Origin of the sequence: Agarivorans sp. B2Z047 (assembly GCF_023373605.1) — a bacterium.
GTDB lineage: Bacteria > Pseudomonadota > Gammaproteobacteria > Enterobacterales > Celerinatantimonadaceae > Agarivorans > Agarivorans albus.
The window spans coordinates 142,493-165,947 of record NZ_CP088080.1; the positions used below are offsets into that span (position 1 = coordinate 142,493).

General features: G+C 46.1%; 14 protein-coding genes. 9 read left to right on the forward strand and 5 right to left on the reverse strand.

The window, feature by feature from the left end:
- The first annotated feature begins 1 nt into the window (after position 1).
- Positions 2-1,042, forward strand: a complete 1,041-nt coding sequence (locus LQZ07_RS00735; protein WP_152783850.1) for a Solitary outer membrane autotransporter beta-barrel domain — start codon at positions 2-4, stop codon at positions 1,040-1,042.
- A 292-nt stretch (positions 1,043-1,334) separates the two neighbouring features.
- On the opposite strand, the gene dbpA is transcribed toward LQZ07_RS00735, so the two are convergent.
- From dbpA to LQZ07_RS00760, 5 genes are all read right to left on the reverse strand, one after another.
- A complete protein-coding gene (gene dbpA, locus LQZ07_RS00740) occupies positions 1,335-2,723 on the reverse strand; it encodes an ATP-dependent RNA helicase DbpA (RefSeq protein WP_016399956.1) in 1,389 nt (462 codons plus the stop codon).
- Between the two features lie 200 nt (positions 2,724-2,923).
- On the reverse strand, positions 2,924-3,397 hold the full coding sequence (locus LQZ07_RS00745) for an NYN domain-containing protein (protein ID WP_040306697.1): 474 nt from the start codon (positions 3,395-3,397) through the stop codon (positions 2,924-2,926).
- Positions 3,398-3,536: 139 nt separating this feature from the next.
- The gene (locus tag LQZ07_RS00750) at positions 3,537-8,861 is read right to left on the reverse strand and encodes a family 31 carbohydrate-binding protein (RefSeq protein WP_152783848.1); all 5,325 of its coding nucleotides are present in this window, start codon (positions 8,859-8,861) and stop codon (positions 3,537-3,539) included.
- 396 nt (positions 8,862-9,257) lie between these two features.
- A complete protein-coding gene (locus LQZ07_RS00755) occupies positions 9,258-9,884 on the reverse strand; it encodes a hypothetical protein (RefSeq protein WP_152783846.1) in 627 nt (208 codons plus the stop codon).
- 323 nt (positions 9,885-10,207) lie between these two features.
- A complete protein-coding gene (locus tag LQZ07_RS00760; RefSeq protein ID WP_152783844.1) occupies positions 10,208-12,265 on the reverse strand; it encodes a serine/threonine-protein kinase in 2,058 nt (685 codons plus the stop codon).
- Positions 12,266-12,698: 433 nt separating this feature from the next.
- Between LQZ07_RS00760 and tagH the strand changes: the two genes are divergently transcribed.
- Genes tagH through tssA form a run of 8 tightly spaced genes read left to right on the forward strand, consistent with a single transcriptional unit; the run spans position 12,699 to position 23,408 of the window.
- Positions 12,699-14,111, forward strand: coding sequence for a type VI secretion system-associated FHA domain protein TagH (gene tagH / locus LQZ07_RS00765; protein WP_194164171.1), 1,413 nt, complete (start codon positions 12,699-12,701; stop codon positions 14,109-14,111).
- Positions 14,108-14,572 (forward strand): type VI secretion system lipoprotein TssJ, encoded by a 465-nt coding sequence (gene tssJ / locus LQZ07_RS00770; protein ID WP_152783840.1) that lies wholly within the window; start codon positions 14,108-14,110, stop codon positions 14,570-14,572. Before tagH ends, tssJ begins: the two co-directional genes overlap by 4 nt.
- A 20-nt stretch (positions 14,573-14,592) precedes the next feature.
- Positions 14,593-15,918 (forward strand): type VI secretion system baseplate subunit TssK, encoded by a 1,326-nt coding sequence (gene tssK / locus LQZ07_RS00775; protein ID WP_152783839.1) that lies wholly within the window; start codon positions 14,593-14,595, stop codon positions 15,916-15,918.
- Positions 15,919-15,942: 24 nt separating this feature from the next.
- A complete protein-coding gene (gene tssL / locus LQZ07_RS00780; RefSeq protein ID WP_152783837.1) occupies positions 15,943-17,247 on the forward strand; it encodes a type VI secretion system protein TssL, long form in 1,305 nt (434 codons plus the stop codon).
- A gap of 21 nt (positions 17,248-17,268) precedes the next feature.
- Positions 17,269-20,808: a type VI secretion system membrane subunit TssM gene (tssM, locus tag LQZ07_RS00785; protein WP_152783835.1), complete on the forward strand. Its 3,540-nt coding sequence runs from the start codon at positions 17,269-17,271 to the stop codon at positions 20,806-20,808.
- Positions 20,790-21,476, forward strand: a complete 687-nt coding sequence (tagF, locus tag LQZ07_RS00790) for a type VI secretion system-associated protein TagF (protein ID WP_152783833.1) — start codon at positions 20,790-20,792, stop codon at positions 21,474-21,476. Before tssM ends, tagF begins: the two co-directional genes overlap by 19 nt.
- Positions 21,470-22,294, forward strand: coding sequence for a PP2C family serine/threonine-protein phosphatase (locus LQZ07_RS00795; RefSeq protein WP_227981479.1), 825 nt, complete (start codon positions 21,470-21,472; stop codon positions 22,292-22,294). Before tagF ends, LQZ07_RS00795 begins: the two co-directional genes overlap by 7 nt.
- 4 nt (positions 22,295-22,298) lie before the next feature.
- On the forward strand, positions 22,299-23,408 hold the full coding sequence (gene tssA, locus LQZ07_RS00800) for a type VI secretion system protein TssA (protein ID WP_152783831.1): 1,110 nt from the start codon (positions 22,299-22,301) through the stop codon (positions 23,406-23,408).
- The last annotated feature ends 47 nt before the right edge of the window (positions 23,409-23,455 follow it).

Genomic DNA, 23,455 nt, shown 5'->3' on the forward strand with positions numbered 1-23,455 from the left:
GTTGCAGTTTTATTCATGGAAGAATATTCGTAAAGCTAGCTGCTATTGGCTTACTGTTAGCTTGTTGTTGTGCGCAAGCTATAGTCAAGCTGCATTGGTAGAAGGGCACTTAGAAGATGAGATATTGCCGGTATTGCAGCGTAACTTGGCAGGTACCTTTGCCGCCGATGCAGTGATTCACGACCGTGAAACGGTAACCATTGGCTTTGTTAACTTTGACCCCTCTGGCTTTATTCCCATTGATGATGACAACTTGGGTGGTGATGACGCTAACCGGCTGAAAAATGAGCTGAAAACCATCACTTTACCCTTGACGCTGGCTTTACCTTGGCATGGAAGAGCGTGGGAAAGTTACGCAACTGGGCGTTTGGGTTATACCCAACGTTTTCACGACATTACATTGTACGAAGAGTTAGACCCCACTCGCGATCATGAAAAACTTAAAGTTTATTCTGGCTTCTTAGCTGGCGGTGCGCATTGGGATGGCCTTGAGAATTGGCGATTTACGGCTGAGTTAGGAGGCAGTATTCGACGCTTAGAGCAAGAGTACATTTACAACAGTTCGATTAGTCAGATTTTTCAGCCGATATTCGATGGAGTGTTAACTAACTTTTCGCTGAACGCTTGGATGTTACAGCCCAGTCTAGCCCTGCAGTATCAAAAGCGTTGGACCAAACACAAACTTAAGTACCGTTCGCGCTTTGCTTATATGTACGGTGAAAGCTTTGGCGCTGATGTGCCCTCCCACCAAGTAGACATTGCGGCCAGTTCTTGGCGAAATACGCTGTATTACTCCCATCCTATTGGGCGCATGTTGGATATTTCTTTTGCCGGGCAGCTTTCTGCTTCGCGTGTAGATCTAGGGGGGAATACTAACGAGGCCTTTCAAACACCGCATTATTACGAGTTTGGCTTTGATTTGTTAATGGGAACAGGCGCTTATGGCGAGGGTTGGCTAGATAATGTGAGTATAGGTTTGCTGTTTAATTATGGCAGTGTGCTGAAAGGCGGCAGCCTAGTATTTAATTACAATACTTATTAGGGGCTGTTGATCTTTGGTGTTGAAATTTTGTTCGAGATAAGCGGGCTTTAATCGCGGCGAGCACTTAGAAGCCTAGTGGGCTAAGTAAGAAGTGCTTAACAAAGAGTAAAGTTCGCTTATCCGAACCCTTCGGGCAGCATTTCTTAGCCATTTATTCAGCGTTAGCGAGTGATTATTAAGTCCACTTAACTGCACACTCACTGCCTTGCCTAAATGGCTGCAAAAACCATCAGCAAAGATCAACAGACCCTAAACAACTCGCCAGGAAAAACTGGCGAGTTGTTGGCAACTATTAGCAAGGCAGGTGGCGAACTCTAAAAGAGCGTCCTTTCATTTTACCGTCTTCCAGTTTTTTGCGTGCACGTTTAAGTGCTTCTCGCTCTACAGCCACATAGGCGCGGTTATCAAACAAGTTAATTTTGCCTACTTGTGCGCCTGCAATGCCATTTTCACCGGTGAGTGCGCCAAGAATATCTCCTGCACGCACTTTTTGCTTTTTACCACCATCAATTTGCAAGGTAGCCATAAGTGGTGCGGCTGGCTTTTTGTTAAGCAAAGCCATTGATGGAAGCTCTTCATCATTAATGCTGCGGCCAAGGTAGTCTTCTAGTAAGGCCACTTTATAGTGCTCTTTATCGCTAAAGAAAGAACAGGCAATACCTTTGCTGCCGGCACGACCGGTTCGGCCAATGCGGTGCACATGCACTTCGGTATCGCGCGCTAGGTGGTAGTTGAATACTGCATCTAAAGAGTCAATATCTAAGCCACGAGCTGCTACGTCGGTTGCCACTAAAATTGCCGCACTGTTGTTGGCAAATTGCACTAAGGTTTGGTCTCGTTCGCGCTGCTCTAAATCACCATGTAGGGCTAAAGCGCTAAAACCGAGTAAGCTCAGTTCATCGGCCACTTCTTGAGCTTCTCGCTTGGTATTGCAAAACACAACGCTGGATTTAGGGCGATGTTGTAATAGCAATAAACGCAAAGCTAGCATGCGCTGTTCATTATCATCTACTTTAAAAAAGTGTTGGCTAATAGAGCTATTGTCGTGGGTGCTGGCCACTTCTACTCGCACTGGCTGGTGCATAATATTGTTGGCGATACTTTCGATTTGCTCGGGGAAAGTGGCACTAAATAACAAGGTTTGGCGCTGCTTAGGAGCCAGCTCAATAATCGCATCAATAGCCGATTGAAAGCCCATTTCCAGCATTCTATCGGCTTCATCCAAGATTAAGTTTTTAACGTTGTCTAAACGTAATGTGCCTTTGCGTAAATGCTCTTCAATACGCCCTGGCGTGCCCACTACAATGTGCGCGCCGTGCTCTAAAGAACCGATTTGCGGGCCAAAAGGCATGCCGCCACATAAGGTAAGCACTTTAATGTTGTGAATGCTGCGCGCCAGTTTGCGAATTTCTTTGGCCACTTGATCGGCCAGTTCGCGAGTCGGGCACAATACTAAGGTTTGAATGCGAAAGCGTTTTACCTCTAAGGCATTTAGCAAGCCTAGGCCAAAGGCAGCAGTTTTGCCCGAGCCGGTTTTACCTTGGGCAATCACATCTTTACCGTCCAAAATCAGCGGTAGGCTTTGCGCTTGAATCGGCGTCATTGAGCTATAACCCAGAGTCTCTAAGTTTTTAAGTAGATCGGGGTGTAGGGCAAGAGTGGAAAAATCTGTTTGGCTCACAATGGCGTCCTCTTCGAGGGAAAAATAAAAGTGTTACCGCTGCTGCTTTAGCATTGGGGGCGCGATAATAGCCGAAAACGCGAACAATTGGGTAAAAAATAGCAAGTTTTTCACGCTAAGGAGACTTTTTGTCAGAAGTGTTGGTGACGCGTGGGAACAGTAAGCGGCGAAAACTGCTAAAAACCGAGTGGATTGAGCTGCTATTGGAGCAGCGGTTGTTCGATGGCTTGGTATAAACTGGCGGAGTTGATCAAGGCATGAGCGGTAAGGCTAGGCACACCATACACCAGTGTTTCTACATCATAGTCTTGGTTTATTTTGTCCAACAGAATGGCAAAATCGCCATCGCCAGATAGCAATACAACCATGTCTACCTCGCGTGCAGCCTCTAGCACGTCAATGGTAATGCCTACATCCCAATCACCTTTAGCTGAGCCATCACTGCGCTGGATAAAGGGTTTTAGCTTTACATCAAAACCAATGTGTTTTAACGCATCTTGAAACTTAAGCTGTTGATTGTCGCCGCGATCAATGGCGTAAGCGTAGGCTGCTACAATGCTGCCCTGCTCTTGCAATTGTTGCCATAACCTACGGTAGTTAAATTGTTTAGCGTAGGCCTCTCGGCAGGTGTAGTAGATGTTTTGTACATCGGCGAATACGGCAATTTTTTTCACTAGGCGCTCTCTTAGCGGTTGGCTATGAAATGGCTGGCGGCTATTTGATGTTGCAAGCATTATTACATGCTCCTATTAAAAAGCCCCGCTCTTGCTGATGTGAATAAGCAAAAACGGGGGCTAGCTTAAATTATGCTCACTACAGCGAGCGCAAAAACTTCAGCAATTGCGCTTGCTCTGCTGGTGTGGCCGTTTCAAAAGCTTCTCGTGCTGCGCTGGCTTCACCATTGTGCGCGCGCACTGCTGCGTCTAAACCTTTGGCGCGGCCATCGTGCATAAATAGCACCGTGCTCTCGTCGGCTGGGCGAGATTCACGCTGCGCGACCGCATGAGCAGCATTTTTCTGGCCATTTACGATCATGTCCATGCTAAATGCGGCAACATCAGCGGTGCGGCCTAAACCCCACAGTGGCGCGGTTCTAAACAAGCCATCACCAAGGTCGTGTGTGAGCAAATCCGAATAGGGGCGAATCACATTCCCTTGTTGGGTTATTTGTGTTTCGGTATGACAGCTGCCACATTGCATAGCGTTGTTGAACAACTCTTCGCCGGCCAATACATCGGCATCAAACAACAAACTTTTATCGCGCTGTGGCACCCCAACAAATTGGCTGTAGTTGGTGAGGCGTTCCACCATGATGGCGTCTGGATTACTCACGCCAAAGTCGGTTGCTAGGGCAAAACGCACAGAGTCTTCAATTGTGGCACGATTACCTTCCCAGCCAAAACCTGCTTTACCGGCAAAGTTAACTTGCTCTAACAAACCCAAACCAATAAGTGGCGGCGCAATACGTGGCCCAACATTGGGGACATCAAATATCACCTGGCTACGGCCATCGTTAATATGACAGCTTTCACAGGTGTTAAAGCCTGGATTAACATCGTCGCCAATGTTTACGCGCAAATCTTCGTGTTGTTCTACAAAGTCTCGAACGACTTTTAACGATGAAGTGTGCTCGTGCTGCATAAATGCGGCTGCGCGTTCAAACTCGTTAGCACCAAAGGCATCGATACTTGCCTCGCCACCGAGTAAGGCGCGTGGATCGCTCGATTCTTTTGCCCAACCATGGCCTTTCACGTAGTAAAGCATTTGCGTGTAAAGGTTAAAGTCGGCGCTGTCTTTTGGAATAACGCGTAGTTCCCAGTCAATGTTTTGCCCATAAGACAGGCCTTGACCAAGGTTACAGATGGCGATGTTGCCACTGGCATCGCTTGGTACACATTGATTGCTTAGAGAATGGCGAGGGCTACCGCCGCCGGCACGTTCTTCGCTACCTTCAATGCCCGACCAGGTAATATCAATGGTTGAGTCGAGCGTTGAGTAAGACTCGTAAGTTAAATCCACTTGGAACAACAAGTCTTTACCGGGTTCGTCTTGTAACAAACTTATCGTGAAACGTGGAACATTTTTAAAATGGCCAGCGCTTTGGTTGACGGGATCGATACGCTCGTTAAATACGTTATGGTCGTTAAAAAATCCCTGTGGGTGTTGGAAGCGTAACCAGCCGGCAAAGTCTTCTGATTCGCCGGTGTAAGCACCATTCACGCAGCCTTTGTTTAAGCCATATAAGGCACTGTCGTGGTAAGCAAGCGCATCACCTAACTCATTTTCTAGTGGTGTGACTAGGCGCTCAAAAGACACGTAGTAAACGCTGTTGCCAGTGAGCCAATCACTAGGCACGGCCATGGCTGCGCTGTCACCGTTACGCGTAGCTTCAACACTACCCAGCAGTTTTAATCGGCCTTCGCTATTGTTGCGGAAGAATACCGTACGGGCATTGCTTCCCCATACTTTGCTGGCTAGTTCAGAGCCTGCTTGGAAGATCACTTGGTTATTCTGGGTATAGATATGGTAACCATAGATGGGGATAGAGCCTCCGCTGTACATATCTGCGCAGGCTGGCACTACCGATTTCTGCCAAGTATTGTCGGCGAAACTTGCGCTAGGCAAGTCTGCCACCCACCATACGCTATTAATGCCGTGGCCGGAGGTATCGCCTGGGTTGTTGTCTCCAGAGAAGTAGTAAAGCGGTTCATTGTTTAAGGTGAGTTGTAAACTGCCATCTTGACGGGCACTAACACCTAATCCGCTTACGCCACTTGGGGCTTTAATCTCGCTGGCTGAGTTCACGATAAATGGAGGCCAGGTGGTGGCGCAGTTACCATTACATTGGCTGACACCTGCATTATCAACATCAAAGGTGTAAAGCGTTAGCCCTGGCTGGCTGGCATCGCTTCCGGCACTTAGGTAATTACCTAATACCGGGTCATTAACTAAAGTTACCGTGTCGTTGATAAAGGCTTCAACGTTTACACTCAAACTCGCTTCTACTCCAGTAAAGCTGTGGTCAGCGTTGGCTAATTTTGTTACTGCTGTATGAGGGCCTACCTCTAGGTTACTAATGGTGAAGGCTGCACTTGAATACTGAGGCCCTAAGTCTTCGCCATCAATAACTAAGTGGAAGTGTTGCTCGCCTTCGGCGATAGGCCAGTTGGCAAGGCTTGGCGTAATAATCCAGTCTTCGCCTTGCTTAATCGTTGCTGGGCCAGTTAAATTAATGCTTGGCTGGCTGCCTGCTTGTACTTCTATTGTTGCAGAATCTTCTGCAGTGGCACCATCATTGTCGCTAGCTTCTACACGAAGTTGATAAACGCCAGCAATCACATTGCTAATGGTTGTTGTATATGGGCTGCTATTGATTTCTGCAATTAAGCTTTCTGTTGCGTTGGGTGCTGCAGCGTAAAACCGCACGCTTGTTATGCTGCCATCGCGGTCTTCTGCTGTCGCGCTTAAAGCAAGTGTTTCACCAGTAAGCACGGTATTTGGGCTAGTGCTTAAACTAACGCTTGGAGCTTGATTGCTAGGCGGTGTATTGCCTGCTAAAAACACTACGCCTTTTCGCTCAACAATAAATTGGCTTAGGCTATTGTCTTGAACTTTAAACTCTAGATCGTAGCTTTGGCCGAGTGCACCAGAAACATCGCGATAGTAGATGCCGTTGTCTAAGTTTGCTGAGCGGCAATCGCCATTAATACATAGGTAGTTCCAGTCAGCCGTCCAGCCCTGATCAACATGGTAAACCCGCATGGTATTGTCATTGATATAGCTAATGCCAAATTCTTCCGTAGGCTCTTCAGGTTGTTCGCTAGCACTCACTGTAAAGCTTGTGCTATCGCTTGCTGTGGCCGCTTGGTTATCGCTGGCTACAACACGTAATTGATAAGTGCCAGCGCTTAGGTTGGTAATGTTTGTTTGGTAAGGGGCAGCGTTATCGCTGGCTAACAGCTGTTCATTTTCACCTGGTGCTGAAAGGTAAAAGTTGACTGAGTTTATCGAACCATCACTGTCGTTAGCTGTTGCGGTGATAGTGACATTATCACCTTCGTTTAGCGAACCGTTAGGAGCGGATACAGACACAGTCGGTGGTTGATTGCTAGGTGGCGTTTCGCCACCACCTGTGCCTTGTTCAAATACTGCTGTATCGCTCACAATGTATTGGCTCAGTACCGCATCTTGAACTTTAAACTCGATGTCGTAGCTTTGGCCTAAAGTGGCACTTACTTCGCGGTAGTATTCGCCATTTTCTAGCGTAGCTGGGCGACAATCACCGTTAATACATAAGTAGTTCCAAGTTGCAGTCCAGCCTTCATCAAGGTGGTAAACACGCATGGTGGTGTCGTTTACATAGCTAATGCCAAAAGCTGGTTTTGGCTCTACTACAGGTGCATCTTTAATTACTACGTTAACCACTTCACTTAAAGTGGTTTCGCCAGTGGTATCTGTGGCTAATGCTTGAATGCTGCTTACATCGTTACCATCAACTTGGCTGGCAAGAGTAAAAACATAGGGCGCGGTAGTTGCTACCAAGTTTGCTTGGCTTTGACCATTTACCAGCAAGCTAACTGAGGCTATGCCATCACTGTCGCTAGCGCTCACAGTTACTTCTGTCGATTGGCCACGCACAATTTCGATATTGCCGCTGGCTTGAATTGCCACTTGGGTATTGGCACTAATCACTTCAAGATTAACACTGTGGTTACTGCTAGAGCCTGCTGTGTCTACGGCTGTAATCGTTAGATTATTGCTGCCAGCTTGTAAGTCGCTAGCGACGATAGTCCAGTTATAAACTGAATTGCCAAGGTTTTGGCTAGGGTAGGCAATACCGTTAATGTTTAGGTCAACTAGACTTACTCCCTCTGGGCTATCAACAATGGTGCAACTGTAGTTGAGATCTTGTCCTTGGTTAATTGGGCTACTTGGCTGTGCAGAACAATTTGAGAACACCGGGCCATTGTTTTGCTCCCCTGCCAAGATAAAGCCATTTTCTGAACTGACTAAATCAATAAAATGCTGCTTAATTTCAGGATTTTGTTGCACACGAGAGTCGGTGTATTTAAAGAAGTTAGCACCCGCTTGGTCGGCAGCGCTTTCCCATTGTGGTTGAGCGGTCCAGTCTGCGTTGATGTAATGCCACGCTTTATTGACTGTACGCATGATTTCAGTATTTTTTTCAGTAAACCAATCGAGATTATTAACGATAGTTACTGGGTTGGCGCTGCCTTGAGCGACTTGCTGACTCGAATTGAAGGGAAGTTTGTAGTCGTACTGCACACCTAGATCGCCATGTGGAGTAACTTCGGCAATAAACAGCGGTAAGCCTTCAATTTCGGCAATCTCGGCTTCTTCGTTAATATCACTGTTAAATTGCGATACCCCCACCCAATCTACATATTGTTTACCGGGCCAATAGCCTTGTTCGGTATTGCCCAGAGCCTGGTTACTCGGACGTCCAGTTCCGTGGTAGGCGTCTGATTGCCAAACATGAGCGACGTTAGTCACTCCTTGGGCGTCTAAAAAGCTGCGTACATGTTTAAAGATGCCTCGGAAATGTTCGAAGCTTAAACCATGGGCATCGCCATTGAACTCGTAACAGGTTCGCAAAAAGAAACCGGTTTCATTGTGAAGTTTGAAAAAATCCGCTAACTCAATTAACAGGTCGTCATAAGCGCCGTCGTTATATAAGCTGGGTGCTTGCGCGTTTCCAGGACAAAACATGCCAAGTGCTACTACTTCAGGTTGATAGTTTTCAATCACCCATTGCGCGTTTTGTACTCCTGATCCCCATTGGTTTCGGCGCTCACTATCGGCACAGCCTTGGGCTTGATTGGAGTTGTAGTTGTCGAGGTTTTTTAAGCCATCTAAACCTTTAAAACAGTAGTTGGTGACGTCTTCGGTCGCCCCGCGGGTGAGGGTGGTGTACATGGTAAAACCATGTGGTCGAGGTAATGAAGGGTCGGCCATGTATTGCTCGATAGAGACTTGGTCCTGACCTAAAATAAATAAGCGTTTACCATCAACAGGTATGCTTGGCTTTCCTGCAGCGTAAGTATTGCTGACTATTAAACTTGCTCCAGCAATGAGTGCGCAGCGTAGCAGGCTGAGTTGCGGTTTTTGTATGTCCATATATCTCTCGCATTTAGTTTGATTAGCTGTGCTAACTCGTAGTCAGCCGCTAAAAAAGGGTTCTAAATCTGATTTTTTGTTTTATTTCAGTTGTTTAAATCTAAAATCTGAATGTTTCTCTCACTTTAATTTTCCAGCGGCGGCTACAAAATCACCACCTAAGGTTAAGTGTCTGTGAGCTTGATCGGTGTAATTGTTAATGGCTTGTGACCAGGATCTTACAAATGGCGCTTTTCTAAATGAATAAACATTGCCTGATGTGATAAAACATTTGTAACCGGTTTCATGGATCGGTTGAATCTATAAAATGTATGCGGGATTTTGAGGATCAGATCTGGCATAAGCATAGTGATGGCTTAAACGAGGAAAGCCGTCACTACGCTTAGAATATCGAGGTTACTTTTTCTCTACTGCGAACCCATCGACTCGAACTTCAAGTTCTTTGTCTAAGCTAAGTTCTTGGCTAGTGTCGACTTCTAATAAGCTAAATATCTCCACTTGGGTATTGTTACCAGTGTTGAAATCTACCGCGACCTGTCTGAAACACTTTTTATTATCGCCTTGAGGTGCAAGTGCTAGGTCTTTTACGTGCGCTTTAGCATCTGCTAACACGGTGCCTGCCAAAGGCGCATTGGGGATCACTTCGCGAACACCAAAGTGTAATTGAGTAGGAGAGTTAGCGCCTTTTTTGTCGCAGTAATACAGTGAGAAACTCATATCGGTATTGGCAGGTAAACCACTAACAATTTGGCTTAAACCCGGTTTAGAGTTGAAGTCATGGTTTGATACGTCTCGCTTAAAACGAAAACGAGAAGAACCCTCGTCACCAAAGGCACTATCTTTAGAGCTACCAACATCTCCTAAGCCGCCACTTGAGTCTTCATGAGACAACCAAACCGAGCTTTTACCTTTATCTGCACGGTACTCGGTAAGCTGCGGATCTTGAACATAGGCCTGAGCCGAAAATGCTAAACAAGCAGTAAACATGGTGGCACTTAAAGCTAATTTGTTTTGTATGCGCATAGGTAGTCCCTTTAGTTACTAATAACGTCTCTCCAGATTAATTGTATTATTATATAATTTAACTATGGTGTACTGTGAGCATTCTCGCGTTTTTGAACACCTTTTATACATGTTAAAAGACCTGAGTATGGCTACATTCTGAAAGGGGATTTAGTGGGTGGTTTTTTCGTAAACCATTAAAAGGTAATGGCTTTTATCCGCAGATAGCTAACGAAGCTAAGGGCTCTAGTTTTGGCTGAAAAGAGATAAGATACGGGCGCAGCGAAATGAAAAAAGGCCGATTTCTCGGCCTTTTTATTTTGAACTAACGGGCAACAGCGTTGCTAGGCATTATCTGCCACTCGTGCATTTTGCACTTTCGTCATCAAGTCTTGGGCTTTCTTCATTACTGCGCCAGCTTCTTTGGTGCGGCGTTTTTTCAGCAAGTAATCAGAGAAGCGAAGGTATTTGTTGGCCATTGTTTGACGAGTTTCAACTAAGTGAGAAAAATCGTCGGGCAAGTCTTTAGCCATGCTGTCTACTTCTTTGGCCATTTTATCTAGGGTTTTCACCCGAGTAAGGCCATTGATACGCTCTTGTAATTGACTAAAGTGGTTTTGGTAAAACACTTCAGCAGCTTGATAGGGAAACTCTGCTTCTTGCTCATCGGCGATAGCTTGTTTGTAACTAGCCATAGCAGCAATGGCAGTTTTTAGCTCAAGTGCTCGAGCAATACGCTCTTGCTGTTGTTCGCTGTTGGCGAAGAAGGTTTCACCTGTTTCAATCATTTGCGCTAAAGCAACCACATCAAGTTGGTCGGCCGCTTTATCAAATAACTGAGTAAATACCTGTTCAGATTTTTCGTTAGGCGCAAACTGGTAGTCAGTTCTCACTTGCAGTAAATCTTGGTAAATCGTGTAAACGTCATCGCCATCTTCACTATGTTGATAACGACCTTGCTCTAAATGTAAGTCGAGTCGCTGAACCAATGCTTCAACCGTGCCCATCCACCCTTGGTTCACGTCTTCAGCAATTAAGGCCAAGCTGTATGAATCTGGGTAAATGCGGTTTACTTCCTGCAGCAAAGATTGGGTAGCGTAATAATCAGGGTAAGCGTTTTGGCGATTATTAAGTAAATCGTCGATTTGTTTCTCGTAGAAATCGATCACCAAACGTTGCTTGTCTCTTAGCAAGGCTTGTTTTGGCACATGCTGTTTTGCCGGAATGGTATTTAGCATAGGCAAAAACTGCTGCGGGCTTAAGCTCACTAAGTCTTGATTGGCTGAGTTCTCCCGCTGTAGTCGGCTTAATTCCTGTTGGCTATGCTTTAGCTGACCATCCATTTGTTGGAAACCATAACTGAGCGCACCGGCAACACCAACAATGGCAATCACACTTAAACTGGGCTTTAAAAAGCTTTGGGTAAGGCTTTTTTCGATTTGGTCTAAATCGGTTACTCGTTGTTTCAAATTGAAGTTGAGACCGCGCTTCAACTTACCCCAACGTAACAAAGGCGCATGCTTTGGCTTACTAGGAGTAATGTTTTCTTTAGCCGCCTGGTTAGCGGTTTTGCGATTGAAGGGGTGTTTACTCGACAACAACTCGTAGGCAATACAACTAAACGCAAATACGTCGTCTGCAATGCTTGGTGCGGCGCCATCTAACAACTCTGGCGAGGCATAAGTTGGTGTAAATCCGCTAACTGGTGACGTTTCTTCAGGTTTGTCGGCAGCGTATTGATCGGCATTTAGGTTGAGTGCGCGAGATACACCAAAGTCAAAAATCTTAATGGTGCCATCTCGCGATAACATGATGTTACCCGGTTTTAAATCGGCGTGTACTACGCCATTTTGGTGGGCATAACGAAGCGCCGAGGTTAACTGAGTGAGCAGCGCTAGGCTGCTTTTAAAGGTAAGGCCATTGGGGCGATGACTTTTAATGACTTCATCAAGTGTTTGCCCGTCTAACCATTCCATAACTAGGTAGTAATCTTCTTGATCTACCCCGAAGTCATGTACTCGGATGATATTTGGGTGGCTTAAGCGCTGAGTCTTGCGTGCTTCTCGGATAAGAATTCGAGCAGCATCTGGCTGGTCATGAAATTCTTTCTGCAGCAATTTGATGGCTACATAAGGTTGGCTGTCACCAGCTGCTTCTAGCAACAAGTCTTTTGCTCGGTAAACATCGCACATGCCACCATGACCCACTAGGTCTTCGATTTGGTAGCGCTTTTTAATCACCCGATTTATCACTTGCTCTTTGTTGGAGCGTGCATTGGTTTTTTTGCTTGTTGCTGTTTCGGTGTTGTTTACAACGGTTTTATCTGATGCCGTTGAGCTTGCAGTTTTATTTTCAGCCTTGGTGTTTGGCGAAGCAGCTTGATCTTTGTTTGCATCATCCATGAGTACTACCCTAATTCGCTAGCCATATACATTACTTTAATAATGCATGACAAATATATTAATTAAATTTTACCGTTTATTTAGAATTCTTTAGATCTTGTTATTTATATTGCTTTTAAATTACTTGTAGCCATACAAGAACAATATTCATGTTATTTAAAATGACTATTGCGTTTGTTTGTTTTTTGTTCACTGTAAAGAAATCCGACACTCAATGCAGCTAAAACAAAGGCTTGGATGCTAACAATAAAAATATCAAAACACAAAGAAAGCCAGAAAAATTTTATTGTTAAAATTATTATAATCTCTATTGATTGGATTATTTATTAAGTGTAATAATAGCGGCTCTTTTTCTAGTGATATCTAAATCACTAGTGTTTTTGAGGGAATGGGTTCTTCTCAAAATAAAAAGACTTCTAAGGGACGGAAGATTATGAATTTGAGTTTATCTGTGATTAGTTATCACAGATTTACCTCTGGTGTGGAAGAGAAGAAGACGCTCTCTACTACGTCAGGGGAGTCAGTTATTACCATTGGTAGGGCAAGCCAATGCTCTTGGTGTTTGCTCGATCCAGAAAGAGTTATCTCTAGTCGTCACGCGCGTATTGAGTCAAACAATGGGCAGTTTTGGCTATACGATACGTCTACCAATGGCGTGTTTGTTAACCGCTCGGTAGAGGCCTTAGCAAAAGACCAGCCTTATCAGCTTAACGACGGTGATACCTTAGCAATTGGCGACTACGAAATAGAAGTGGCGATATCCGCTCAAGCTATTGCTCAGCAAGCGCCAAGCTCTGCTCAGGTAGCCACAGCTGCTCCTACTGTTCAAGCTCCCGCTGCAATGCCAGCAACTAATCTTGAAGAAGATTTTGGTGTATTGGCTGAACCAGAGCTTATTGCAAACAACAGCAGTAGTTTAGACGCTAAGCTTAATGCCAATCTTGATGACGCTTTTGCATTGCCGCAATCGATGAATGATGAGCAGTCCAGCATTCCGGAAGATTGGAATGCTTTGTTTGCCAGTCCCGCTCCACAAGAACCCGTTGCCGTTAGCGCTCCGCAGCAACCCGCTGCCGTGCCAAGTGCTGCTGTTCCTGAAGTTAAGCAGCCTGCGGTAGCAGAGCCAGTTGCTGCAGTAGCAAATACAATGGCCAATGATCCACTCGCTTTTGCAGCTGCTACTACCAAGCAAGCTACTCCGGCAGCGCCTGCAGCTGCCGTTAAAGCACAGTATTCTAGCGCAGATGAGCAAGCTCATCTGGCCGCATTTTTGGAAGGAATGGGAATATCTCCCGAGCTAGTTTCTCAGGATAACCCTGTACGTTGGTGGCATCAGTTGGGCGTGATAACTCGCGACTCCCTTGATGGCATCATGAATACCTTACACAATCGCGCAGCCTTTAAAGAGAACAGTCGCATCAATCAAACGACTTTCAGAAGGAATGAAAACAACCCGCTTAAGTTTTCTACTAATGCCGAAGATGCCATTCATAACTTATTACAACGCAAAACGGCTGGATTTTTACCTCCAGAACGAGCCGTTAAAGAAGCGTTTATCGATTTAGAGCGCCATGAGTATGCGCTGTTATCTGGGGTTGAAGGTGCAGTAGCAGGTGTTATGCAGCTGCTCGACCCTAAATCGATAGAATCAAAAGATCAGAACGCCAAAGGGATTGCCAAGATGTATTCGGCAATTGAAAAGCATAAAAGCTGGAACCGTTACTGTTCGATCTACAGTGATTTGGAAAATGAGTTTAGCCAAAACAGCAATGCCTTCTACATGGAAGATTTTGCCAAGGCTTATGAATCAACCTTAAAAAGCATAGAGCAAAAGGGACAACGATGAGCAAAGTAGGGAAATTATTACTTAGTGTGCTACTGAGTATGTCAATGTTGGGCTGTACTGTAGCCAACTACGTAGTCGAACCATATTCAAAGCTACAGTTTCATGTAGCCAACAATGTTAACCCAGATATCACCGGCCGAGCTTCGCCTGTAGTGGTTAAAGTATTTGAGCTGTCTTCACGCACCTTGTTTGATAGCCAAGATTTCTTCGCCTTGTACGATGACGCTTCACAAGTGCTTGGCCCTGATCTAATCAATCGCACCGAGTTTGAGTTTGAACCCGGTAGCCAATTTGAATACAAGCTTTCTTTATCGCCTGGCGTTCGTTATGCCGGCGTGCTTGTCGCCTACCGAGACATTGACACCGCCAGCTGGCGTGAAGTGGTCACTGTCGACCCTACTAATTACAAAACCTTTGATGTTCACGTAGGTGAGCTCGCTGTATTTGTTGGCAATCCATAAGCAGTATTTCGGGATTAAACATGAGTGACTTTTGTCGTGTCGCGTGGAGCGAGGGGATGTTTTTGCGTCCTCAACACTTTCAGCAGCAAGAACGCAGTTTGAATTTTCAGTTGCAGCAGAATTTGTTGCAGCAATCCAGCTACTACTGGGGAGTAACAGAGCTAAGTGTAGACCGCTCCCTACTAAGTAACGGTAAATTCGGCTTAAGTAGTATTAGCGCGTGTTTGCAAGATGGTGCGGCAATGGTTAGCCCCACTCGTGATCCTTTGCCTGAAGCGTTATCGCTGGACAGCAGTATTCGAGATCAGTTGGTGTATTTGGCGTTACCTACCGAAAAGTCCAATGGACTGAATGTATCGGCACAAGGTCGTAGTGTGACTCGCTACCGTTTTGTTGATCATGAAGTGGTAGATACCAACATTGGTAACGACGCGGTGGAAGTGTTGCAACTAGCCCAGGCTGGCTTTGAGCTTAAGTTAGAAAGTGACAACTTATCGGGCTACGACACCTTAGCTATCGCTAAGATCATTGAAGTTTCGGAAGAGGGGCAAGTTAGCCTCGACGAGAAATTTATTCCCGCAAGTTTAAATGCGCAAGCTAACTCGGTGCTTAAGCAACAATTGGCCGAAGTGCATGGCATGTTACGCCAACGTGCTGAAGCCTTAGCTGCACGTATTGGCGCAGGCCAGGGCAGTGCCAGCTCAATTGCCGATTTTTTAATGTTGCAGTTATTAAACCGTTACGACGCATTGATTGCTCACATTCTAGCAACTAACGGCTTACACCCAGAACGATTGTTCCAGGAGTTAGCGGGTTTAGCGGGCGAGTTAGCTACATTTTCTAGCAAAGATAAACGGGCTCCACAACTTCCAGGTTATCAACATGATGAGCTCACCCGTGTATTTGGCGATGTGATGGTGGTGCTTAACCAGTTTATGAGCATGGTACTGGAGCAAACGGCAGTACAAATTGCACTGGACGAAACCAACTACGGTATCCGGATCGCCCAAGTTCAAGACAAAGGTTTATTAGAACGCGCCGAATTCGTGTTAGCGGTAAACGCCAATATCAGCCCGGATGAATTGCGCAAGCGCTTCCCTGCTCAAGTGAAAATCGGGCCGGTTGAACACATTCGAGATTTGGTGAATAACCAATTGCCAGGTATTTCAGCCATTGGCTTACCGGTAGCGCCGCGACAAATTCCATATCACGCCGGCTTTCACTATTTCAAATTGGATAAAAGCAACGATTACTGGTCACGGCTTAGTGCCAGTGGTGGCGTAGCCATCCATCTGTCGGGTAACTATCCCGAGCTTGAAATGCAAATTTGGGCAATTAGCCAGTAATCAATGTTCCAAGGATGAAATAAGATGTCAGAAGTGACAGTAATGAAGCCTCGACCTGGGAGTCGCGGTGGCAATAAGCCAGTAAGCGACTTGGGCAAAATTGCAGCTTCAGCAGCAGAGGCTGAATGCACCGTAGTGATTACGCCTTCCAAAAACAAAGAGCGTGGTGTGCAATTGCCAAAGTTTGGCGATAACCCGCTAATTGATGAAGCTAGTGCACTTTTGTCGATGGTGGGACAGATTCGTTGCACCGTAAAACACGGTGACATCGCTTCATTGCGTCAGGTTTGTATCGATAAAATTCGTGACTACGAAGCCAACTTACGTCACCAGCAGGTGAGCGCCGAAATCATTGAAGCTTCTCGCTACTGCGTATGTTGTTTCATTGATGAAACGGTATTAAACACCAACTGGGGTGGCCAGTCGGTGTGGGCCAGCGATAGCCTGTTGTCTACGTTTCATTCGCAAACGTGGGGCGGCGAACACTTCTTTACCTTGTTAGATGAAAACCTCGCTGCACCGCACGCCAAGCCTCAGTTGCTTGAGCTGCAATACTTGTGCTTGTCACTCGGTTTTGTTGGCAAAATGCGCGTAGAAGAACGCGGCCAAGACAAACTTGAAGAATATCGCCAGCAGGCTTTTGAACGTTTACAAGCTATTCATGGCGAAGCCGATATTGAGCTTTCTCCTAAAAGCCAAGCCAGTGTCAGCATCGGCAGTGAAGCTAATGGTGGATTACCGATCTGGGTGATTGCCGCAATATTTGGTGTATTGCTGTTGTCTATCTATATGGCTTGTAGCTATTTCATTAACAGCTACTCAGACCAAGTGTTTAATCAAATTAATACTTTAGCCCGCTGGGAAAGCACCACCACCAATTCTGCTGAAGTTGATGAACAACAAGTATTGATGCTGCAACAGCGCTTGCAAACGGAAGTAGACCGCCAGTTGCTTGAGATTGTACCGCTGAGTGACCGTATTCGGATCACTATCAACTCAAGTGAACTATTTAGCCCTGGCAGCGCCGAAGTGAAGTCTTCGGTAGTTCCTGTTCTGCAAAAGCTATCGCGGGCGCTTGAGTCCACCACTGGCCGAGTGCTGATTACCGGTCACACCGATAACCAACCTATTTTCACTAGTCGCTACCCTTCAAATTGGCACTTATCTTTGGCTCGCGCCACTGCCGTTGCCAACAGTATGTCGATAGGCACCTTGCTACAAGGGCGCTTATGGCCAGAAGGGCGAGGTGATTCAGATCCTCGAGCGAGTAACAACACCGAATCTGAGCGTGCGTTGAACCGTCGAGTAGAGATTGATTTGCTTTATTAAGCAAACTTAAAGGATTGAGAAATGTTTAACAGTTTGTTTTTTCAACGCTTAGTACAAATGCTTAAATCTAAATGGGCAATCACCTTGCTGGGTTTTTTGGCGCTGGCCTTTTTGATCTGGTTTGGCGGACCATTGATTGCGATTGCAGGTGCCGAGCCTTTAGGTAGCGCCAGTGCTCGATGGTTCACCATCATTACGCTGGCATTAATCTGCATTATCTATCAGTTTTGGCAGCACGTTCGTAGCACTAAGCAAAATCAAGAAGCGGTGCAATCGTTACTAGATGGTCAAGATGAGCATGGCGATGACGAAGAAAGCCGTCGTGAGGTAGAAACCTTACGCGAGCGCGTGGTTACCGCTTTAGACGTACTTAAAAATTCAAGTTTGGCTAAGGGCCAAGGTGTATATCAGCTTCCTTGGTACATTATGATCGGCCCTCCTGGCACTGGCAAAACTACCGCGCTGCAAAACTCAGGTTTAGAGTTTCCACTAAAAGACAAGCTAGGTGATGACCCATTAGCTGGTGTTGGTGGTACCCGCCATTGTGATTGGTGGTTTACTAACAAAGCGGTACTTATTGATACCGCTGGCCGTTATACCACCCAAGACAGCAACAGCGCTAAAGACTCTCGAGCTTGGTTAGGTTTTTTAGGTCTACTTAAAAAATACCGTACTAAACGTCCGATTAACGGCGCAATTGTTACCGTTAGCTTGGCTAGCCTAATTCAACAAACTCGTACCGAGCGCAACTTACATGCGCGTGCGATTAAGCAACGTATTCAGGAGCTTAAGAACCAATTAGGTATGCAGTTCCCGGTTTATGTGGTGCTTACTAAAGCTGACTTGATTGCCGGCTTTAGTGAATTTTTCGCCGACTTAAACGCTAACGAACGTGAGCAAATTTGGGGAATTACTTTCCCGCTTACTGCTGAGAATGCTGACACTGGTGTAGTGGGTTTATTTAATCGTGAATTCCACGGTCTTTTGAAACGCATTCAAACTCGCTTAAACGTTCGTTTACAGCAAGAGCGCGATATTGATAAGCGTACTTTGATGTACGAATTCCCTAAGCAAATGCATCTATTGCAATCGAGCATTGATGATTTCTTAAAAGAAATATTCTCGCCAAATGCCTTTGAAGAAGCGCCGATGTTGCGCGGTTTGTATATTGCGAGTGCTACCCAAGAGGGTAAACCGATTGATCGGGTTATGGCCGAAACCTCAAACGGATTAGGTTTAGGGCAAGTACCGCTAAAACAGCAAGGTGGAGAAACTAAGGGCTACTTCATTAAGCGTTTGCTTGAAGACGTGATTTTCCCAGAAAAATTTGTTGGTTCGGTGAATCGTCACCACCAAAAACATTCAATGTGGACACGACGCATTGTTGCTGGCGGCTGTGTGGTTAGCTTACTTACCTGTAGTTTGCTTTGGTACAACAGTTACAGTTGGAACAAACAATTGGTTGATACCAGCGAAGCAGCTGTGGATCAGTATAAGGCCATTGTTAAACCTGGTTTGTCTACCGACACCGACGTAATCACCTTGGTTCAGGCACTTAATGCATTACGCGATTTACCGGCTGGTTTTAGTCAGCAATTGGTGAATGAAGATGTTCATCGCATGGGGCTTTATCAGGGTGAAAAAATTGGCCAACCGGCACAAATGGCCTATCAGCGAGCATTACAAGGTTTCTTTGCGACCTACTTAACTGAGTCGCTTACTCACGAGCTGGCCGAGAACGAAGAATACCTCGAGTACCTCTACGAAACGCTAAAAACCTATTTGATGATTTACGATGCCGAGCACCGTGAAATTGAACAAATATATAGCTGGTTTGAGATTTTTTACGAGCGCCGTTTACCAGGTGAAATTAACCAAGGCCTTCGCCAAGATTTAATGGCTCATACTCGCAACCTGTTTGCTGAAGGAATTAACCTTATCCCGGTTAATGACAACGCGATTGCTCAAGCACGTAGCGTGTTAACCCGTATGCCTTTGGCCGAACGCGCCTATCAACGTTTACGTATAGAGTTTTTGTCTAGCCACGTAGCCGACTTTAGGTTGAGTGATGTCTTTGGTCGTCAAGGTCGCCAAGTATTCATCCGCAATAGTGGTGAGCCGTTACATGAAGGCATTCCTGGCCTTTATACCTACAGCGGCTTCCACGGTTTGTTCCGCATTGAGAATAACCGCATTGTAAAACGCTTGATGGAAGACAGCTGGGTATACGGTGACAGCTTATCGATAGATGAAGCAACCCGTGATGAAGTGGTTAAAGCGGTGAGTGAACGTTACTTCCGTGACTATGTTTTTGAGTGGGAGCAATTGCTGGCCGACGTGCAACTTCGCCCTTACGCTTCAGCGAAAGATGGCGCAGTGCTAGCTAAGAACTTAACTGGCTCTGAGCGACCTCTGCAAAGCTTTATTCTGGCTGTGCAGAAAGAGTTACGTCTTACCGAAGTGGCAATGAGTGACAACACTAAAATGGCCGGTGAAGTGGCTGGCAATGTTGCTGATGTTGCTTTGAAGAATCAAAAAGCACGGATTAACCGCTTCTTACCAAACGATATGTCCAAGGCAAAATTGGCCTTGCCCGGCGCTGAAGTAGAAGCAGAATTTGAAGACTTCTTGAACATTAGCGAAGCCGATCTAGAAGGCATGCATGTCTCTTTATTGCAACTGCGTGATTATCTAGAAGTATTGTCTGAGTCAAACAACAAACGGGCTTACACCAGTTTGATGGATGATAACAGCCAAGCTGCGGTTACTAGTGCGTTACGTCGCTCTCGCAAAGATTTACCGGCGCCGTTTTCAACCATGCTAGGCGAGCTGTCTAGCCAAACCTCTTCGTTGGCTAAACGTGGTGCTCAGGTACATGTTAATGCGATTTGGAAAGACAGTGTTTACAAAGAATACCGCGCCGCGATTCGTGGAAAGTATCCCTTTGATAGCAAAGCGGCTGATGAAGTTCGCCTAAAAGACTTTGGTCGCTTCTTTGGTTATGGCGGCACAATGGATACCTTCTTTGAGCGTTACTTGAAGTCTTCCGTTGATACCAGCAAACGTAACTGGAAGTTAGAGCGTTCGGTAGGCATCGACCCAGGCTCACTAAAAGTGTTCCAACAAGCTCGCCGTATTCGCGATGTATTTTTTGAGCCTGGCTCGCAAACGCCACGGGTGGAGTTTGGCCTTAAGCCGCTTTACTTAGATGGCCACATTAATAACTTCCGGGTTGAGTTGGGCGAACAAGAATTGGTATATCGCCATGGTCCGCAGCGTACCTCTCACTTTATTTGGCCAACTGACTCTAGCCGCAGCACCCGTTTAGCCTTTGTGCCGCCTAAATCAGGTCACTCTATTTCAGAGACTTACCCAGGGCATTGGGGCTTGTTCCGCATGCTTGATGGTTTAGCTAAGCAGCGCCCTGACTCACGTAAAGATAACGTGTTGGATATTGAGTTTAAGGGGAACAAAGTGCAGTTGGAGTTGATTCCAACAACCGCTATGCACCCATTCTGGTCTAAAGACTTAGCGAGGTTCTCATGTCCGGTAACGCTGTAAACGGTTTTGGTCATTTTGGCAAAGTGCCAGCACGCGGCGACTTTATTCAAAGCCATTTACCAAGTGATTTTGTTGCCAGTTGGAGTGAATGGTTGCAGGCGGTTATTGCGGTAAGCCGTGAGCAGCAAGGCGAGCGTTGGTTAGATTGTTACCTAACCAGTCCTATTTGGCACTTTGCTCTCTCCGCTGGGGTATGTGGTGAGTCTGCTATTGCTGGCACCTTAATGCCGAGTGTTGACCAAGTAGGCCGACACTTTTATTTCACTATGGCCAAACCGATTAACCAAGTACCGGTTGACGTTTGGCAGCAGCGTGAGTGGAGCGAGCTAAGCGAAGAAAAAGTATTGAAGCTGCTGGATGATGATACCGACGTAGTTCGCTGGGCAGAAAGCGTGGCAGAACTGGATTGGTTAGATGGCATCAAAGCCGCCAATCCGTTGCTTAACCATGCTAAGCAGAGCGAGCAATTAGTGTTGCAAAGTGAGCAGGCGATTAGCGCTGAACATTTACTGCATCAGCAATTACGTAAGCGTTTAGATCGTTACTGCATCTGGTGGACTAACGGCTCTGAGCTAGTTCCTGAGTGCAGTTTGGTGAGCGAAAGTTTGCCATTAGTGAGCCAATTTTCAGCCATGTTAGATGGCCAATGGGAGCAATGGGGATGGTAGCTAGTCCAACTCTGATGGATGGATTTTTTGTTAGTTTTGCGCAAACCCATCCTGGCAAGGTTCGCCCTTACAACGAAGATGCTGTGCTTGATTTACGTGAAGAAGGCGTATGGGTAGTCGCCGACGGCATGGGTGGACATGCAGCGGGTGATGTTGCAAGCCAAATGGTGATTGATAGTGTTAAGCAGTGTGTTGAGCAAACCCCAGCAGCCAGCTTAAGCATCGATTGTTTACGTAAGGCCTTGTTGCAAGCTAACCAGCAAATCATCAATTTTTCGCAGCAACACCTAGATGGAAAAACCGCTGGCAGTACCGCTGTTTTACTGCATGTGCGCGATGGTTTTTATCATTGCTTATGGGTGGGAGATAGCCGTATCTACTTAATGCGCCAAAATCATCTACAGCGTAAAACCCGCGATCATAGCCAAGTAATGGACATGGTGGAGCAAGGTTTAATCCCTGAGTCTGAAGCGGAAGATCATCCTCTTTCAAATGTTATTACTCGCGCCATTGGCGTAAGTGATGAACTCACCGTTGACCAAAATTCTGGTCAGCTATTGCCTGGCGACCAGTTTTTACTGTGCTCAGACGGTTTAACTAAAGAGCTTAACGACACCGATTTAGCCATGTGCATGCAAGCAAATAGCGTCTCTGATATTGGCTTGGCTCTAATGCATTCAGCACTGGTAAAAGGCGCTAGCGATAACGTGAGCTGTGTACTGGTTAAGGTGAGTCAAAGCGATGCTGATAGCGAAGAAGAGCATTGTGATGACACCGTGCCGGTGTTTTTTAATCGTCGTAATTCGGTGAGAGGCTAAGCGAATGTTTCAAGAATTGTCTGATATTGATTTTGAAAAACTTGCACAGCCGGTGTCAGAAGACTTACCAACCGGCGAAGACCCGCGTTTAGACGCATCGCCATTATCTACGTATTTTACCCTCAAAGATGTGCGTAATACGGCTCGCGCCGCGGAACGTAATGCTTTGGTGGATAACGAACCCTTACTTAGCTTTGCTAATGAGTGGGACCCGATTATCAATCAAGTACCTGAAGTACTGGTTGAAAGCTGTAAAGACTTAGAGTTAGCGGCTTGGTTAATCGAAGGTTTAGTGCGCCGCAAAGGCTTTAAAGGCTTACGCCAAGGCTTTGATATTGCGCGCACCTTAATTGAAAACCATTGGGAAAATTTATATCCAAGCCCGGACGAAGATGGCTTAGTGACACGTGTTGCTCCGTTAGTTGGCCTAAACGGCTACGACGGCGAAGGCACTCTGTTAATGCCAATTGCCTGCGTGCCACTCACTGACCTAATCGAAGAGCAGCCGTATTCGCTGTGGGAGTTTGAACAAGCCAGTGAAGTTGAGCGTTTAGAAGAAACTAAGCGCAACCAGCGCCATGCTTCTGGCGCAGTAAAGCTTGAAGACATCACCCTTACAGTAAAAGCCACTAGTACCGCGTTTTTCACAGAATTACTGCAAGACATTGAAGCGGCTTCTCAAGCCTATTTGCAGTTATCTGCAGCAATGGATGAAGCGGTGGGTGAGCCACAACCTAGTTCGCACATAGTTAAGCGTTTAACCGATTGCATGGAGGCAGTGCGTTACTTGGCTGCCGACAAACTTAGCGCGGTTGAGCTTGAAACGGTAACTGAAGAAACACTAACAGAATCTGATGAACAGTCTGGTGAGGCAGTGCCAGAAGGACCCAGTAATCAACTAAGAAATCGCGCAGACGCGATCCAACAACTCGGCAAAATTGCTGAGTTCTTTAAGCAAACCGAGCCTCACTCGCCAATGGCTTATGCCATTGAACAAGTGGTTCGTTGGAGTGGAATGAGCTTGCCAGATCTATTGCAAGAACTGATTTCTGACAACGATGCTCGGACCGGTTATTTCCGATTGACTGGTATTTCATCGGAATCACAGGACTAACGTGGTGCTTAGCGCTCTGCGTGTTAATCAAGAACAAGGAGATTGAT

Bases quoted from the DNA above. Each gene is read 5' to 3' on its own strand.
- LQZ07_RS00750 (WP_152783848.1), bottom strand. From the start codon at position 8,861: ATGGACATACAAAAACCGCAACTCAGCCTGCTACGCTGCGCACTCATT.
- LQZ07_RS00755 (WP_152783846.1), bottom strand. From the start codon at position 9,884: ATGCGCATACAAAACAAATTAGCTTTAAGTGCCACCATGTTTACTGCT.
- LQZ07_RS00760 (WP_152783844.1), bottom strand. From the start codon at position 12,265: ATGGATGATGCAAACAAAGATCAAGCTGCTTCGCCAAACACCAAGGCT.
- tagH (WP_194164171.1), top strand. From the start codon at position 12,699: ATGAATTTGAGTTTATCTGTGATTAGTTATCACAGATTTACCTCTGGT.
- tssJ (WP_152783840.1), top strand. From the start codon at position 14,108: ATGAGCAAAGTAGGGAAATTATTACTTAGTGTGCTACTGAGTATGTCA.
- tssK (WP_152783839.1), top strand. From the start codon at position 14,593: ATGAGTGACTTTTGTCGTGTCGCGTGGAGCGAGGGGATGTTTTTGCGT.
- tssL (WP_152783837.1), top strand. From the start codon at position 15,943: ATGTCAGAAGTGACAGTAATGAAGCCTCGACCTGGGAGTCGCGGTGGC.
- tssM (WP_152783835.1), top strand. From the start codon at position 17,269: ATGTTTAACAGTTTGTTTTTTCAACGCTTAGTACAAATGCTTAAATCT.
- tagF (WP_152783833.1), top strand. From the start codon at position 20,790: ATGTCCGGTAACGCTGTAAACGGTTTTGGTCATTTTGGCAAAGTGCCA.
- LQZ07_RS00795 (WP_227981479.1), top strand. From the start codon at position 21,470: ATGGTAGCTAGTCCAACTCTGATGGATGGATTTTTTGTTAGTTTTGCG.
- tssA (WP_152783831.1), top strand. From the start codon at position 22,299: ATGTTTCAAGAATTGTCTGATATTGATTTTGAAAAACTTGCACAGCCG.